At 39.6% G+C, this 16,004-nt stretch carries 16 protein-coding genes; 2 read left to right on the top strand and 14 right to left on the bottom strand.

Going from position 1 to position 16,004, the window contains the following annotated elements; all coding sequences use genetic code 11:
- From traK to Q7C23_RS11265, 14 genes are all read right to left on the bottom strand, one after another.
- Positions 1-609: a conjugative transposon protein TraK gene (gene traK, locus Q7C23_RS11330; protein WP_375032627.1), complete on the bottom strand. Its 609-nt coding sequence runs from the start codon at positions 607-609 to the stop codon at positions 1-3.
- A gap of 28 nt (positions 610-637) precedes the next feature.
- Complete coding sequence (traJ, locus tag Q7C23_RS11325; protein WP_375032626.1) at positions 638-1,840, bottom strand: conjugative transposon protein TraJ; 1,203 nt, start codon at positions 1,838-1,840, stop codon at positions 638-640.
- 4 nt (positions 1,841-1,844) lie between these two features.
- Complete coding sequence (locus tag Q7C23_RS11320; RefSeq protein WP_375032625.1) at positions 1,845-2,480, bottom strand: TerB family tellurite resistance protein; 636 nt, start codon at positions 2,478-2,480, stop codon at positions 1,845-1,847.
- Positions 2,481-2,491: 11 nt separating this feature from the next.
- Entirely contained in the window at positions 2,492-3,106 is a 615-nt protein-coding gene (locus Q7C23_RS11315) for a hypothetical protein (RefSeq protein ID WP_375032624.1), read from the bottom strand.
- Positions 3,107-3,121: 15 nt separating this feature from the next.
- Positions 3,122-3,805 (bottom strand): conjugal transfer protein TraI, encoded by a 684-nt coding sequence (locus Q7C23_RS11310; protein ID WP_375032623.1) that lies wholly within the window; start codon positions 3,803-3,805, stop codon positions 3,122-3,124.
- Positions 3,806-4,040: 235 nt separating this feature from the next.
- Positions 4,041-5,855: a reverse transcriptase domain-containing protein gene (locus tag Q7C23_RS11305; protein WP_375032622.1), complete on the bottom strand. Its 1,815-nt coding sequence runs from the start codon at positions 5,853-5,855 to the stop codon at positions 4,041-4,043.
- Positions 5,856-6,406: 551 nt separating this feature from the next.
- Positions 6,407-8,770, bottom strand: coding sequence for a TraG family conjugative transposon ATPase (locus tag Q7C23_RS11300; RefSeq protein ID WP_375032621.1), 2,364 nt, complete (start codon positions 8,768-8,770; stop codon positions 6,407-6,409).
- Between the two features lie 19 nt (positions 8,771-8,789).
- Positions 8,790-9,119 (bottom strand): DUF4133 domain-containing protein, encoded by a 330-nt coding sequence (locus tag Q7C23_RS11295; protein WP_375032620.1) that lies wholly within the window; start codon positions 9,117-9,119, stop codon positions 8,790-8,792.
- A gap of 12 nt (positions 9,120-9,131) precedes the next feature.
- Complete coding sequence (locus Q7C23_RS11290; RefSeq protein ID WP_375032864.1) at positions 9,132-9,422, bottom strand: DUF4134 domain-containing protein; 291 nt, start codon at positions 9,420-9,422, stop codon at positions 9,132-9,134.
- Between the two features lie 182 nt (positions 9,423-9,604).
- Positions 9,605-10,042, bottom strand: coding sequence for a hypothetical protein (locus Q7C23_RS11285; RefSeq protein WP_375032619.1), 438 nt, complete (start codon positions 10,040-10,042; stop codon positions 9,605-9,607).
- Between the two features lie 246 nt (positions 10,043-10,288).
- The gene (locus Q7C23_RS11280) at positions 10,289-10,486 is read right to left on the bottom strand and encodes a YqaE/Pmp3 family membrane protein (RefSeq protein ID WP_065449522.1); all 198 of its coding nucleotides are present in this window, start codon (positions 10,484-10,486) and stop codon (positions 10,289-10,291) included.
- 113 nt (positions 10,487-10,599) lie between these two features.
- Positions 10,600-11,790: a hypothetical protein gene (locus tag Q7C23_RS11275; RefSeq protein ID WP_375032618.1), complete on the bottom strand. Its 1,191-nt coding sequence runs from the start codon at positions 11,788-11,790 to the stop codon at positions 10,600-10,602.
- Between the two features lie 25 nt (positions 11,791-11,815).
- A complete protein-coding gene (locus tag Q7C23_RS11270) occupies positions 11,816-12,700 on the bottom strand; it encodes a helix-turn-helix domain-containing protein (protein WP_375032617.1) in 885 nt (294 codons plus the stop codon).
- A gap of 276 nt (positions 12,701-12,976) precedes the next feature.
- A complete protein-coding gene (locus Q7C23_RS11265) occupies positions 12,977-13,663 on the bottom strand; it encodes a hypothetical protein (protein WP_375032616.1) in 687 nt (228 codons plus the stop codon).
- Positions 13,664-13,996: 333 nt separating this feature from the next.
- Between Q7C23_RS11265 and Q7C23_RS11260 the strand changes: the two genes are divergently transcribed.
- Together Q7C23_RS11260 and Q7C23_RS11255 are read left to right on the top strand one after the other, a co-directional pair.
- Complete coding sequence (locus Q7C23_RS11260; protein ID WP_375032615.1) at positions 13,997-15,697, top strand: AraC family transcriptional regulator; 1,701 nt, start codon at positions 13,997-13,999, stop codon at positions 15,695-15,697.
- A 75-nt stretch (positions 15,698-15,772) separates the two neighbouring features.
- Complete coding sequence (locus Q7C23_RS11255; protein WP_375032614.1) at positions 15,773-15,949, top strand: histone H1; 177 nt, start codon at positions 15,773-15,775, stop codon at positions 15,947-15,949.
- Positions 15,950-16,004 lie beyond the last annotated feature (55 nt).

Genomic DNA, 16,004 nt, shown 5'->3' with positions numbered 1-16,004 from the left:
CTATTTCCTGTTTTCCACTGTTAGATCTTTGTTTTCAATGGTATTAAAACGTTCGATTAGAAAACCGTGCGGATTATTGTCGCTTCTCGATACATTGCGAAGATTACCTTCTGTTATCAGGTTTCTTTTCAAAATGCTGGTTGTTCGTATAATGTTCTGTTTGGCAAAACATTTAAAGCGGTAGGGATATTCACGGGTATCGATTGCGATACTGTCAACCTGAATGGTCTGGCTGATATTCCCTGAAATAATCCCCGAATAGAATCCATTTTCTTTCAGGTCATCGTAAATTCGTTTGGCACTGTCATCAGCAAGATAAAGCGCTTTGGTGACATTGGTTTTAATAACCTTATCGTCCGGATCAAGGGTAAAGAAAAACTTGTGAAAGGTCTTTACATGATCCCGTGCCTCCACCGGAACATTATCTTTTCTTTCCGATGCGTAAGCTTCGAGCGCCTTTCCATTTGCCAGTATATAAACCTTGTCCTGCATTAAGGTTACCGATTCAAAGCTTTTATAAAGTGTATAGCAGCACACCACAATACATCCCACAATGACAAGCAAGGTAAACCCTCTTACATACCGGAATGCCGTATCTATATTTTTCATTTTGGTAAACATGGGCAAGTCTTTTATTTTATTTAGAATTTCCTTTAAGCTTATCGCTCCTATAATTTCCTTTCTCCTCAAAGTACGGAGCGCTTCCCGATGATGACGACATACTCTGGGACATCCGGCCTGCCGCATTTCCCATGGAATCCAGTACCATACCGGCTCCCATTGATGCTTTGGAAACAACCGAACTGGTTGAAGTACTGAACAGCCCGGTAACTTTCTGGCCTAAAGCGCCACCTCCGGCGGCATGTACTATGTAATTGGCAACCGATGGCACTGTGAAATAGCCGATAATGCCGATAATCATGAAAATCAAATAAGCCATATCGGTCCTGCTAAAAAAGGTATCTCCTGTAGACTGCACCTGCGACAGGTCCAGTTTAAGCATCAGTTCCTGAATTTTGCCGATAATACTTCCAAAAATATTGGCTACCGGAAGCCATAAATAAATATTGATATATCTTGCCAGCCATACCGTTAGCGTGTGCTGAAAACCATCGAAAACCGCTATTCCAAATACAAGGGGCCCAAGAATGGAGAGCACAACAAGTTGGAATGTCCTGAGGGTATCAATGCATAGGGCCGCCGCCTCGAATAAAACCCTGAGCACTTCGCTCATCCACTCCTTAACAGAATTTCGGAAGTTATACGAAGCTTTTTCCATGGCAAATTTGACATCATTGCCGATTCCGGCCAGCATGCTTTCATTGGACGGGTCTTCATCATGGGTGTACTTATACCATTTATCCCGGTCCCCTGTTCCGGCCACCCCTACATACATCTTCCAGGGATCCGTTTCCCTGATCGCTTTTTCCTTCTCTTTCAAAAGCACCGCTACAGCATTGTTCGATCCTGTTACCATAGCAGCAGTGGCAGTAACGGTCGGTTTCATGATACCATTAATAAACGCCAGTACCGAAGGAAAAATCATTATACAGAATCCAATTACAAATGGCCTGAATAGCGGATAAAAATCAATCGGCTCTGCGTTTGCACTATGCCTCCAAACTCGCGAAGCTATATACCAGATAGTCCCGAATCCGGCTATTCCCTGTCCGACTGCTAAAAGATTACTGCATAAGGGTATCATTTCATCATAAAGCTGGTCCAAAACAGAATGCAGGCTCTGCATATTATCACCAAGTCCCTGCGCCTGAATAGCAAAAGGCATCAGCAATCCCCCAATTGTAAAAACAATTGTTATGTAAGGTTTAATAATGTTCATCACTTCATTTTTTTAATTCCTGAAGCTCTTTGGAAGCATAAACGTCCCCGGCTTCCTTAGCCCTCTGCAGTGCCAGTACATTTGATGTTGCATTAAAATTTCTGAGAAACACTAGCTTATCCTGCATCTGAAGGTAAATATCATCAATTGCCTGGAGCCTTTCATCATCTGACATCCGCAGTTTATCAGCTGTTAGTACCATAGTGAGCTCATCCAGATTCCTTAAACTCTGGCTCAGAAGATTTCCATACACTTTTTCAAAATAGCTGATTTCCTCAGTAGTGAAGTTGCCGCTCTTTGCAAACTGGCTTAAACCTTTTTTACTTTCCCTCATCAGCAGTAGCTGAAAATTGATAATATCTCCTACCCTTTTATAATTTTTCACAACAGGACTCACCTCCATAAGGGCATCCAGAAAAGTTTTATGCAGGCTGAAATTTCCCTCTGACACATCTTTTACTGCTTTATAGCCTCCCGAGAGCAGTTCATAACCCTTTTTCATATCGCTTAAAATCTTTTTAAACTGGGAGAGTTTCTCAATATTTAAGATGAGCTGCTGGATCTCGGCTGACTGTGCATTTGCCCTGTTTGGAATAAATACCAGACAGACTAACAGTATTAAAATCAATAACTTTTTCATAGCTTTTTAATTTATAATCCGTAAATTGAAGATGTGTGTTCACTATCATTTCTTTCATGAGCTTTTGACAATGACAAAAGCTTTGCTTCATTACTGAAAGACTGACAGAATTTATAATCCTGCTGCATGGTTTTATACAGCTCATCAATACGCCTGATCCTCTGGTCATCTTTAAGTTCCAGTTTTGAATCGGTAGTCAAAACTAAAAGCTGGTCAAGAGTATCACTGCAGTTCACCAGCAGTCTCTCAAAGGAGCGCTCTATATAATCCAGTTCATTTCCATGAAACAAATCAGCTGCCTTAAGATCACTATAGGTCCTTTTATAGAGTTTCATTATTTTAAACTGCATGGAAACAATTTCAGCGGCTTTATAATAATTCCTGACCTTTGGATTAATCTTCAAAAGCGATGCAAAATAATCACTATGAAGACTGACTTCTCCTTTCTTTACATCACCTATAAAGTTCAGTCCCTTGGATACAGCCGAATACCCTTTTTTGGCATAATCAATATAAACCTGAAGTGCTGCAATCTGCAAAAGCAGTTCCTTTCTCTGCTTGGCCTGAGCCTGCATTCCCTGCTGAAAAACCACCGCTCCCAGCAGTATTAGAATTAGTTTTTTCATGCTATTTTCATTCAATTATGGAATTCCGTAAAATTGTTTCACCTGATTTACTTCTGCTTCTGTTTTGGCCCTTTGAAGACTGAGCATTACATTCTGCTGATTAAAAAGAGTGAGGTCATCGTAATTGGCATCAATCTGATCTGCCGCTTCATTAATAATTTCAAGTCTTTTCAGATCGCTCATCTGTGTGGAAAACGAATCCAGTATTAAAAATATCTGATCAATATTCTTTACGCTCTCTTCCAAAATACCGGAATACACGCGCTCCATATACCGAATCTCATTTTCTTTGAAATGAGTATCCTGTCTGAACAGGTTCCAGGCTCTTTCATATTCGGCAACCAGTCTGGTCTGTTTCCTGGTAATATCCTTTATCCGCTCATAATAGGTGATAATGGATTTCACTTTGGCCAGTTCTTCATAATAGCCTTTATAAAGTTCCTTTTGCTTCTTAGTCCAATCCGAAATTTCATCCAGTTTTAATTTCGAGAGCACATTTTCAATCTTCTTCTGGGCATTCTGCAGCCAGATTGTTTTATTCTGCAGTTTCTGAATCCGAAGGTCAATGGCTTTGATCACTTTTTTGGTAACCGCTTTTACAATTTCAAGTATCGGCAGTGCAGCGGTTTTTTCCGCAGGCCTGGCCGGCGCGTTGAGCAGCAGCAGACAGATCATGCAGGTAATTACTTTTGTTTTCATTCCGTTAAATTAATTTCCGTTCCTTATATCGCGCGCCATAGCGGCGATGCCTTTTTTGATGTCCCCGCCAAACTTTTGGGCATAGGCATTCATTTTAACTTTCTCGCTTTCCTCGGTCGTGTAGGCGTAGGATAAGAACCCGGCGCCTTGCTATATTAACTATAGCAGGTTTCCAAGAACTCTCCCCCGAACCGTACGTACCTGTCTCCAGGTATACGGCTCTCCATCAATTTATTCAGTCTAACTTTCCTGCGTGTATCTTATAGTGGCATTTTGAACAGACTGCCAAAGTTTTTCTTTTCCTTGCAATCATTCTTTTCATCCAATCTTCTTTACCTTTCAGGTCTTTCAACTTTCTTATATGGTGCATTTCTAATTTCTCGTTTGCACCGCATAATTCGCATTTTTCGTTTTGCAGTCTTGCTATAAGGCTGTTTCTTCCACCTGTAATGGTAACTGTCATGGGTAAATTATCCACGTAAGCTCCACGAGCAATTTTCTGGCGTTTGAAACCTTCATTGTAAAAGCGTCTATAGATGATGTCGCCTTTCCTGTTTTTATAAGGAATAGAGAACACCCCATTGATACACTTTTTTGTCTTTTCCTTACTTACCGAAGTTTGATATTTCAGTGCATAGGTTTTGTACATACTGTACTCCATGATGTAAGAAAATGACTGAACATATGAACTGTTGTTAGCGATTGCGTAGTAATTGTAAAAGCCTCGGATTTCAGAATTTACCTGACTTATGATCTCTAAATCATCTAAGTCCTTCATGTAATATCGAGAGCGTGGTTCCCAAACTTCTGTGCCTTTCCGTGTAACTAATTTTACCGCATTATAGCTCAATAGTTTTTTCTTCATCACTTCTGCTGTTACATAGAGTACAATCTTGTCTCCAAAGCATCTTACTGTTCTACCGTGCTTATCCCTCTTTGTTTCATTGGATTTACGCACGTACACATCAAAGCCTAAGAATTTAGCTGGTTTCTTAGCATTGGTTACCAAGGTTTTTTCATCCGAGAGTTCAAGTTTCAGTTTTTCAAAAAGAAAGTTCTTAATGTCATCCTTAATCCTTTTACAATCTTCTTTACTACCTATGACCCCGATAAGAAAGTCATCCGCATATCTCACATACTTCAACTTTCTGTAACTGCTATCCATCTTATTATAGGCTGGATATTTGTTTCTTTCTTGTCGTAGTACCTTAATGTCCGCAATCATTTGTGCTCTAACAGTTTCATCTGTCTCACATTCTAGTTTCTTTGCCAAACGGTATCGTCTCTGTTCGTATAGTCTGTACTGGCGTGTTGCCGTCGTTCTTTCCCCTTTATCAAATTCTTTGATGTAATCCTTAATATATTTATCAAGTTTATCAAGGTAGATGTTGGCAAGGATTGGACTTATAATTCCCCCTTGCGGTGTACCACTGAATGTTTTGTGATACATCCAGTCTTCGATATACCCTGCATTTAGGAACTTCCTAATTAAACGGATAAACCTGTCATCATTGATACGTTTTTTAAGGATTCCAATCAACACTTCGTGATTGATATTATCAAAGAAGCCTTTTATATCTCCTTCAATGAACCATCGCACAGCTGTAAATGATTGCTGAACACTTATTAATGCCGTATGGCAACTTCTCTGTGGTCTAAAACCATGTGAAGTATGTTCAAAATAGCCCTCATATATAGCTTCCAAAATCATTCTGATAACTTCTTGTACTAGTTTATCATCGAAAGAGGGAATTCCAAGCGGACGTTTCTTACCGTTTTTCTTCGGTATATAAATCCTTTTGGATGGGTTTGGCTGATAGCTTTCATTTTTGATCGATTCAATCAGCCTTTCAATGCGGGATATACTCATTCCATCGATAGTTCTTCCATCGACACCTTTTGTCATATTACCTACTTTGCTGTAGATTTTCTGATAAGCTACATAGTACATCTCTTCATTGAACAGAACTTTGTACAGCCTTTCGAATTTATAGCTCGAATCTCCGCTGTGCTTTATTAGACTGTTCAATACTAATTCTGGATTTCTCATAATGTCTCTCACATTTTCCATTAACCGTATTAAACTAAATTGACTGCCTCCCTTCGCCATGTACAAGGCTTTCCCTTGCTCAGACTACTACGGAGGCTCCGTTACCTTATCGAATATTCAGGAGCTTTTCTCCATAGCCACATCAGTGGCATTTCGACTTAGGCAATCCCCATTTAGACATATAGCAACTATTGGCTTGTTAGATTCTCGGATGCGATGTTCGCCTTTTTCTGCTTATTGCAGCTACGCTGTGGTTTGTTTATGCTATAACTACTACCTCACATTAGTATAGTACCACAGTATGACGTTTATAACTATTTTCCGTCATAGCCCAAGAACCGGCCGTTCAGACTATCGTTCAATCAATCCAGACTTCATCCTTATATCTAACTTTTCAACTTGCCACTCAGTCGCAACTTAATAGTTAGTTGACTTGTGGCTTTTCCGACATGCTACACTCCCCGTCGGGTTTCCCGTTCGGATAAGTCGGCTGTTGATGGGCGTTATAAACACTTGCCCAGTGGTTGCCAAACCACATTTGCTATATGCCCTTATGGGCGCACCAAATATTCCTCCAGTGAAACTTCCGTTCGATACACTTTTGAAAGCATTCCTCCCAGTGAAATAAATACTTCCTTATATTTCTTATCCGGATCATTGGCTTTATTTACCGACAGCACCAATGCTTTTTCTTTTTCCGTGAGCCCCAGCAGCTCCTGTATCTGATCAAACTTATTCTGGTACTTGCTCTGGTCGAGAAGGATCTTACAGTCGCTGTTATTGATAATGGCCTGTTTGACCACTGGCGAGGAAATGATATCCTCTACCTCCTGAGTGACTACGATAGCCTCTCCAAAGAATTTACGTACAGTCTTGAAGAGATACTTAATATATTCTGCCATTCCTTCTTTGGCAATTGCTTTCCAGGCTTCTTCGATAAGAATCATTTTACGGATGCCTTTGAGCTTTCTCATCTTGCTGATAAAAACCTCCATGATAATGATCGTTACCACAGGAAATAAAATTGGATGATCCTTGATATTATCGAGTTCAAATACGATAAACCTTTCTTTTAAAAGCTCGAGATTCTCTGTGGCATTAAGCAGATAATCAAACTCCCCACCTTTGTAATACGGTCGAAGGACATAGAGAAAATTATTGACGTCAAAGTCTTTTTCCTTTACTTTATCACTTTCCAGAATGGGTACAAAATCATCTTTCAGAAAATCGTAAAAACTGTCAAAACAGGGGAAAATGCCTTTATTGACTTCAACCTTTTCAAAGTATAGCTGCAAAGCATTTGACAGGGCAACATACTCGCTTCGGTTAAAGGTTTCATCATCCTTTTTCCATAATGCCAAAAGCAGTGTTTTAATGCTTTCTTTTTTTTCGGTATCCAGACTGTCGCCTTCTCCAATATAAAAGGGATTAAAGCGGATTGGATTCTTTTCGTCATAGGTGAAATAATAGCCGCCAACCATATCACATAATCCCTTGTAACTGTGACCCACATCCACCAGTACAATATGGGTTCCCTGCTCATAATAGCTTCTTACCATATGATTGGTAAAAAAGGATTTCCCACTTCCCGATGGCCCCAGAATAAACTTGTTTCTGTTCGTGCAGATTCCCATTTTGACAGGCTCATCACTGATATCCACATGAACGGGCTTTCCGGTCAGCCGGTCTCCCAGCCTGATTCCCATAGGGCTGAGTGAAGACCTGTAGCCGGTTTCCATATTCAAAAAACACACGGCCTGCTCGGTGAAAGTGTCAAAAGTATCATTCATCGGGAAGTCCGCTGCATTTCCCGGTATGCCTGCCCAGAAAATCTGTGGGGCACCGACCGTTTCCTGCTTGGCTGCCGCGTCCATCTGAGCCAGGGCCGAGGATACTTTGTTTTTAATATCCTTGAGTTCTTCTTTGTCCGTACTCCAGGCCAGAACATTAAAATGTGCCTTAACCGGAAGCCTCTGTTGGGATATCGCCTCGTTTAGAAAATCGTTTGTGGCATCCCTGGCAATCATATTCTCTCTACTATAAGCCGATAAAGATTGAAGCCTTAATCTTTTACTTTCCAGCTTTTGAATCGTTTTTTGGGCATCTTCTACAAACAGATATTGGTTGTAGATATGGTTGCAGGATAAAAGCTGTCCAAGGGTTGATGCAAAGCCAACACTGAATTTTGTTTTATCAGTAGAATACCGGTCAAAATTGATTCTCGAACCGCAGAGCGCCGGGAGATCGGCCGCATCCCCTAGTGTGAAAAGCTGGCAATGTTTATCACCGACCGCCAATCCTTCATCAAACCTGATATCTTTAAAAACAAATGAATCCTCTCGCTCTGATAAAAAGCAGTACTTTTCAATCAGCCCCAATTTTCTGCTTTCACTTTTAAGCACATCGTTTTTCAAGCGGGTAAGCTTTACAAAACCGCTGTCTTCCATAATTCTTTTAAACTGACCTGTAGCGTCGATAAAATCCTGCAGCAGCTCTGTTTTCAAAGTTTCTTCCGGTACTATCGAACGCCTTAGAAGATTGGAGAAAAGCGAACTTGAACTTTTTCTTCCCACTGGTTTCTTGGTCAGCATGATATAACAGGAATGCTCCAAAAAGGGTCTTTCATTAAAAAACCGCTCACTGCTCCTTGTCAAAAAACTGCTGTCATCTCTTGTAAAATCAGCGCTGTGTTTCTTCTCTAAAAACCAGTCCTGTTTGTGAAATACGCAGAATTTAGGAAATACTTTTATTGCTTTTATCCACGACTGGTGAAAGGACTCATACTCCTGGTCCGATAAGGTAAAAATCTCTGGCAGCTCAGCCTTGAATACCACCGTTACATCTCCCTGCTTTGATAAAATACAGTCATGCTCGACTGCCATAATCGGCAACAAATCCTCCATCCTCTTCTCCATCACCCTCTCATTTTTATTTTTAACGTCCTACAGCTACATCTTTGCAAAAAATCGCCCTGCTGTACACTTTTATGCATTTTGGAATCTGCTTTTTAGCCAGCGCTTTCATCATTCCATGCTCTCCATAGGTATTGCTCATCCTGTAAATCTTGAAAACTAGAAAACTGCCTGCTGTGCTGATAAAGCCGACACAAATTAAGGATGGCAGACCAATGATATACAGAACTGCAAAAAGGATCATAAGCAATACCACGCCTGCTCCCAAATACCAGATGTACTGCGCTTTTAAGCCTTTGAATTCGATACTCTGATTAATTCCTTTGTTGATCTGGTAAACGCTGTTACTCATAAGATCTGGCGCTTAAACCCCGAAGAAGGATTTAATTACTGTCGCAACCACTACTAAAAATACACAGCTTCCGAACCAGGCGGCTGCAACCTTTCCGGTATCCGGATCGCCCGCATTCCATTTCTGATAGACTTTAACTGCGCCGATAAGCCCCAGTATAGCACCAACAGCATACATAAGTTCTGTGCCTGCATCAAAATAACTCCTGACTTTTTGGTTTGCCTCGTTAATCCCGGCAACACCATCCTGCGCATATATTCTAATTTCATACAGCAACATCAGCAAAAGGATGCAATAGGACATTACCTTCTCTTCATTTAATTTCCCTACCCTTAATTTCAATCTACATTTTCTCATCACACATCATTTTAAAGTTCAAATCACCTAATTAAAAAACGGAGGAACATCGCTGTTGCAACTCTATTTCCTGTCACATAAAGCCATACCGCACCAGAGAGAACAGGGATTATTCCTCCGCTGAATTTTCAATCCTCTTCTTCCCACAAACTGTCCATCTCCACAATGGTCAACGACAATTCAGGGTATTTGGCGCTCTCCAAAACAGCAAGTGAATTGATTTCCCCGCGAAGCGCTGACTGCTTTACAAACGGATATTCCAAGAGGATAAAACGGATGTAATTTTTAAATGCAGCTTTGGATAATCCTCCAGTATCACTTTCAGTAAGCACTGTTAAAATCTTATTATACAATTCCTCCGCATCTTCCAGTGTACTGAAAGATTCCTTGAATTCGGAAAACGGTCCTGAGGAAAAATCTTCTTCCCGATTCAAGGAGTTAATCTTCTTTTTAAAAAGATCCCGGACATTTTTCCGGTAGTATCTAAAAATAAGATAACTGTACCATGCCAAAACCAAAAGAGCCATTGTAGTGAGGTAACTGCTCCATGAAATATTTGAAAACATAACTATTTCTTTAAAGATTAAACATCGAAGCCTAAATCATAAATGGATTATGATTTAATTACAATGCAAAGAAACAGCAGATACAGCCCTGCTACAAGTACAACTTTCCCTGTACCCTTTTGTACCCCGTAGTTAAAGCATTTGATAAGCTTTTTAACTGCCAAAGGACCTCGAAAAAGAAGCATATAAAAAAAGCCCCTGAAAGCAAAAGTGCTTTCAGGGGCCTCAATGGCTTATGAGCTTATTTTATTTTGATCTCACTGCTTTAATAAGTTTTGCATTCCTTCTGTCCGCTCTGGAATTCTGAAGCGATATAACAGCCCAGATTGCTGCCGGAATCCAACCGATCAGCGTAATTTGCAGTATCAGACACAGCAGCGCTGTCAGAAGTTTTCCACGCAGAAAAAAAGACAGCGATGGCAGGAATATAGCGATTAAGGTCATCATAGTATTTAGTTTAAGTTAACAATTAAAAGTGCATAATTTAAAATCATCAATGATGTATTAGTCTGCAATTGGCTTATTTTGTTTCAATGCATGCAGTACTAATTCAAAATTTAATACGACCTGATTTTTTTAATCATTTTCTCCAGGGTCATAATGGCTATGTTTTTATCATTCTCTTCAGCATTATAGGACTTGCTCCTAACAGACTGATAGGACAAATCTCTTTTAAAGGCCGTGGACAAATGAGGTACTATCCTTTGAAAAACAAGGCTCATGGATCGGGATTTCACCACTCGCGCTTCATCGGCTGCCCGCAGAATAATGCCGATCTGATCTGCAGAAAGATCACATTCCACCTTATTATCCGTTTTATCGTGAGCAACCGTTCCTTTAGAGGAAACAGCCGAAAGTTCCAGCTGCCTTTCCAGATACTGTATTTCATGCACAAACCAGTTGCCGAGTACTGTTTTAAGATGCTGCGTCCCTGCTTTAAAAAAAAGCTTCTCATCAGAATAAACCTGATTGAATTCCTTGCCGTAATACGAAAGCAGGTTCAGTTTCTCTGACAATTCCTCCGTTGTCTCAATTTTTGAGACCACACGCTGGATCAGCAGCTCTATATAAGCAGCACTGTTGAAATTCAGTCCTATAAGCAGATGGTCGAGCATGGAGCAAAGTCCATGCGTTTCTATAATATGTGCCCTCTCCAATTCATTTAAAAGTGTTCGTTCATACAGCAGCTGGCGGAAAGTTATCCTGTTTCGGTCCTGTATTGAAAGGGCTAATTCGAGCTCCTTAATCACCACACTTAAAACCTGCTGCACTTCCTCATTCTCCGCCTTCCTCTTCTTAAGGCTTTTTAATTTCAGCTGCAGTTCATTTCTGGACACCATCAGATACGTTATTGGCACCCGCTCATCTAAACTCAGATAATTGGAAAACCGTTTCTCTAAAAAGGACAGCAGATCGTCTAGGCATTTAACTACAGCCGTAGCAGCGGCAGCTAACAGAGGCTTCTGAAATGCAGAGCATTTATGGCTGTCCACTATCGTATCGAGCAGAAAAATCAGCGTGGAATGATACTTTCGCACCAGAAGGCGGATCTGCCTTTTCCGTCTGAGATCGAAAATTTCGTTTTTAATCCTGACCTGGATCCGGCCCGACTCTTTTACAACATATTCTGAAATAACAGCCAGTTCATCTTCTGACAATTGGCTTACATCTGTTTTATCGGGATTAAAATGCACCAGTATCAGCGTATCAAGCCATTCTAAAGGATAGTTATTGTTCATCATTTTCATGTTTAATTGCAGTTAACAGTTAAGACTAACGACTCTTAAATTTATCGGCAGCATTCGAACGAAATTCTGACGGGGTGCATGACATCCATTTTTTAAAAAAGATGCCCAATGAGGTGGAAGAACTAAACTCCAGCTCCTCAGCAATTTCAGCAATGCTGTAATTAGAATCTTCCAGCATTTGTAACGCTTCAGCAAGTACTGCTTCGGTTATCATCTTTTTGGCAGTTTTTCCCACAGCCTCCTTCACCGCCCTGTTCAGGTATTCCGGAGTAACATAAAGTGTCCCGGCATAAAATTTGACATTATGATGCTTTCGGCAATGAATGGATAAAACAGTTAAGAACCGGGCTGCCAGCGACTCCGCTTTTGATACATGGAGACCCGACGAAGCAATATATCTGGAATAAATGTACCGGAGCTCAAAAAACAGCAAATCAGAACTTAATCGCTGCAGTTCCAGTTCAAAATCACCTGCCGGCCTGTTCTGCCCTTCAGCATAAATCAGCCTGCAGATTAAGGACAGTACGAGATAATCAATGGAATCAAGACTTACTTTTACAGGCTGATTCCCATAGAGGTAAAACAGGGTACTCTCTTTATTGTATTTAAGTCCGTGCACTTGTCTAGCGGAAGAAAATACAATTAAAAAAAACTGCAGCTTATCTCCTGCTTCCATTTGCCTGCAGACCAATTTTTCGGGCAGGATTATCAAATCATAAGGCTCCAGATCAAGAACGATTTCTCCGGTGGTTATTTTAAATCTCCCGGACTTCATCAGCAACACTGCGGGATAATGAAGCTCAAACTTTTCATCCGCAGGAGTCTTGGCAATATACTTTTTGACCCTGTAAACTGCAGCTCCTAAAAAAGGAACCTTATTCAGCTCGTTGTTAATCAAATCTTTCAGCATAGATTCGTGTAATTGAAAGACAGCTTAAAAGAACCTGCTACTGTTAGTCATCAAACCGGTTATTTACGGCTATGTAGAACAGTCCGTAAAGATTAAGAAGTACTGTAATATACAGCAGATAGAACGTAAATCTGGTATGCACGATTATCATAGCGTCATAGATTCCATCAAAGATAAAAAGAGCTGTAATGAAGCCGAGACTTAACAGATTAAAAAATAGTAGCAGCACGTATAAAACAGTGGGCAGTTTCATTTAAGCTATCATTAGTTTTAATCTTAAATAACTTTGGACAATAAAGCGATTATCGAAATAATCGGCATTTCATTGCTTTCAAAAAAAGATCTGACAGATTTACCTCCTACATTTGTCTCCCAGTCCCTGTCTTTTCGCTCCTCGGCAGAATACAGTGAATATCTTGAAATAGAAGCTACGGTAAGGATCGTTTCCCGTTCTTCAGCTGAAAAAACAGCATCATTGAGTACTGTTTGCTCATAATTCGTAATGTAATCATAAATTACGCTGAATTCTTCCTGCCTCTTAACGATAAGATGCTGCAGAAAGGTGATCAAATTGTTTTTTGCATAAACCTGCAGGGCACTATTCTGAACAATCAGGAGCATGTTTTCATCAGGATTCTCCATTATGGATTCCACCATTTCATCGGTAAAGGGTATCAACCTGCCTGTCTGGCTCCCACTTCTAAATACCTTTGCAGAAATATGCCTGATCTGACCGGAAAGCGCTGAAACGGAATTTGGTGTCTGATGATCCTGATAATACAAGTGCAGCGCATCATAAACTGCCTTCCCTCTGGCATCAAAGGGATTTAAGGTATTAGCCGGATACTGTTCCGGCCTAACAGCTCCCGGAGCAGATAAATTTGCAACAGTGCTAAAATCTTCTTCAGCAGAACAGGAAACAAAAAAAACAGAAGTGATAATGCATAATAAAATGGTTTTCATGATTTAAATGGTTTGAAGGTGAATGGGAATAGCTTCCCCGTTCCTTTCATCCGGATAAGCAGAACTTTTATCCGGCACCATGCCGGACATTTTGCTTTTGAATTCAGGACAAAACTATTCTGCTTAAAAATCTCCCGCAACCTTATATCAGTGGATTTTCGTCAATTACACTATGGATTTTCGAGAAATCCATAGTGCTTTTTTCTTTAATATTCCTTTATTATCCAATCGTTTATGTTATTTTTATATTAATTTAAAGTAAAACAATTCATACAATTTCAAATTAGAAGTTCAGCGTTATCCCCAGTTTAAACTTCCATTAATGTCATACCAATGAATAGAAAAAATCTACTTTTACTATTGCTCCTTTTTTTTTGCTATTCCGCATCTGCCCAGAAAAGCAATTTTAAGATACCGGATTCACTGAAGAAAAAGAATTACGAATACCTGGATGATAAAATTTATGATTTCAGAAAGGATAGTATCCGGGCGTCAGTATATGCCCATGCCCTGCTTTACAAAGCCAAATCAGAACAGAACTGGAAGGAAATTATAAACGGCTATCAGAACCTGCTGCATATGTCTCCTGTGAAACTGCGCATTGTTTATGCTGACAGCATGATTTATGCGGCAAAAAAATCAAATGACAATGAACTGATCGGCAGCTCCTACCTTAGCAAAGGAATTGTGTACTACAGTCAGAGGATACAGGATCAGGCAATGGATAATTACCTTGCCGCAAACAGCTATATCTCAAAAACCAGCAATCAATACTTGATTCATAAGGTAAAATACAGCATTGCCCAGACTAAATTTTATATCGGATTTTACGATGAGGCTGTCTCACTTCTGCAGGAGTGCATCGCATATTACAAAGACGGGTACCCAAGGCCGTACCTGAATTCGCTTCACTCCCTTGGACTGTGTTACAACAAGCTTGGCAATTTCGGCCAGTGCTCTGAAATAAACGCTCTTGGAATCTCGGAAAGCAAAAGGCTAAAAATTGAAGAAATGACCCCTTACTTTATTCACTCGCAAGGCATCAATGAATATTTTAAGAAGAATTACGGAGCATCCATCAAAAATATTGAATCTTCAATTGAAGCCATTAAAGCAAATAATGACCCTGCCAATGAGGAAGTCGGATACTTTTACATAGGTAAAAGCTACTGGTCGCTGTATCAGAAAGAAAAAGCGGTAACTTATTTCCAGCAGGTAGATAAAATTTTCAATGAGAAAAAAATATTGCGGCCGGATTTAAGACAGGCTTTTGAGTTAATGATCACTTATTATAAAAGCAAAAAAGATTTCAATAAACAGCTTTACTACATGGACCAGCTGCTTAAAGCGGACACCCTGCTGACTGAAACCAATAAATATATAGTCACAAAAATCCATAAGCAGTATGACACCAAAGAACTTCTTCTGGAAAAGGAAAGAATTACACTGGATAATGAGAAAATGGCGGCAGAACTGCACTGGGAGGAGTATTACCGCTGGATATTTGCAGGGGTTATTTTACTGCTGTTTATTGTACTTCTTGCCGTTACTTATCATTATCAAAAAATCAGAACAAAATATAAAAAGAATTATCAGCTGCATATCGAAGAACAACAGACCGCTAAAGATAAGCCAAAAGCAGCAGCAGAAAAAGTTACTATCAAAAATATAAATTCCGAAACAATGGCTTTACTTTTAAAACATTTTGAAAATTTCGAAAAGGATAAAAAGTTCCTTGAAAAAGACTGGAATCTCAGCAGCCTTTCTTCAGCCTTTAACACCAATCCAAAGTATGTCTCCAATATACTGGAGCACTTCAGAACTAAAGGCATTAATGAATATATAAATGGACTTCGTATCGATTACATTATCAATCTGCTTCAGACAGAATCCAAATTCAAGCATTACACTTATGAAGCACTGGCAAAAGAAGCAGGTTTCAGCACCACGGAACGCTTTAAAAAAGCCTTTTTATCCAAAATGGGATTCTCCCCCTCATTCTTTATCAATAAGCTGAAAAAAGAAAAAATTTAACTGCTTTACAGAAATAATAGTAGGATATAATTTTTAACTTTTTACTTTTGTCCTGTAATTTTAAAAAACAGAACTATGAAAGATCTAATAACAAAAATCAACGCAGAAATCGAAACATTTAAAACAGAATCAGACTCACTAATTGAAAAAGGAGTTAAAGCTGCAGGAGCAAGAGCTCGTAAATCCACTTTGGAAATTGAAAAACTTTTGAAAGAATTCAGAAAAGTTTCGATAGAAAATCAGAAGAAGTAAATTATCACAAGCTGTTTTTTAGAATCTTTGATAATCAATTAATTACAGAGATACT

Origin of the sequence: Flavobacterium sp. LAR06 (assembly GCF_041946075.1) — a bacterium.
Classification (GTDB): domain Bacteria; phylum Bacteroidota; class Bacteroidia; order Flavobacteriales; family Flavobacteriaceae; genus Flavobacterium.
Note: the sequence above shows the minus strand (reverse complement) of the source record. Positions and strands in the feature narration are given on the sequence as shown.

Bases quoted from the DNA above. Each gene is read 5' to 3' on its own strand.
- traK (WP_375032627.1), bottom strand. From the start codon at position 609: ATGAAAAATATAGATACGGCATTCCGGTATGTAAGAGGGTTTACCTTG.
- traJ (WP_375032626.1), bottom strand. From the start codon at position 1,840: ATGAACATTATTAAACCTTACATAACAATTGTTTTTACAATTGGGGGA.
- Q7C23_RS11320 (WP_375032625.1), bottom strand. From the start codon at position 2,480: ATGAAAAAGTTATTGATTTTAATACTGTTAGTCTGTCTGGTATTTATT.
- Q7C23_RS11315 (WP_375032624.1), bottom strand. From the start codon at position 3,106: ATGAAAAAACTAATTCTAATACTGCTGGGAGCGGTGGTTTTTCAGCAG.
- Q7C23_RS11310 (WP_375032623.1), bottom strand. From the start codon at position 3,805: ATGAAAACAAAAGTAATTACCTGCATGATCTGTCTGCTGCTGCTCAAC.
- Q7C23_RS11305 (WP_375032622.1), bottom strand. From the start codon at position 5,855: ATGAGAAATCCAGAATTAGTATTGAACAGTCTAATAAAGCACAGCGGA.
- Q7C23_RS11300 (WP_375032621.1), bottom strand. From the start codon at position 8,770: ATGGAGAAGAGGATGGAGGATTTGTTGCCGATTATGGCAGTCGAGCAT.
- Q7C23_RS11295 (WP_375032620.1), bottom strand. From the start codon at position 9,119: ATGAGTAACAGCGTTTACCAGATCAACAAAGGAATTAATCAGAGTATC.
- Q7C23_RS11290 (WP_375032864.1), bottom strand. From the start codon at position 9,422: ATGTCCTATTGCATCCTTTTGCTGATGTTGCTGTATGAAATTAGAATA.
- Q7C23_RS11285 (WP_375032619.1), bottom strand. From the start codon at position 10,042: ATGTTTTCAAATATTTCATGGAGCAGTTACCTCACTACAATGGCTCTT.
- Q7C23_RS11280 (WP_065449522.1), bottom strand. From the start codon at position 10,486: ATGACCTTAATCGCTATATTCCTGCCATCGCTGTCTTTTTTTCTGCGT.
- Q7C23_RS11275 (WP_375032618.1), bottom strand. From the start codon at position 11,790: ATGAAAATGATGAACAATAACTATCCTTTAGAATGGCTTGATACGCTG.
- Q7C23_RS11270 (WP_375032617.1), bottom strand. From the start codon at position 12,700: ATGCTGAAAGATTTGATTAACAACGAGCTGAATAAGGTTCCTTTTTTA.
- Q7C23_RS11265 (WP_375032616.1), bottom strand. From the start codon at position 13,663: ATGAAAACCATTTTATTATGCATTATCACTTCTGTTTTTTTTGTTTCC.
- Q7C23_RS11260 (WP_375032615.1), top strand. From the start codon at position 13,997: ATGAATAGAAAAAATCTACTTTTACTATTGCTCCTTTTTTTTTGCTAT.
- Q7C23_RS11255 (WP_375032614.1), top strand. From the start codon at position 15,773: ATGAAAGATCTAATAACAAAAATCAACGCAGAAATCGAAACATTTAAA.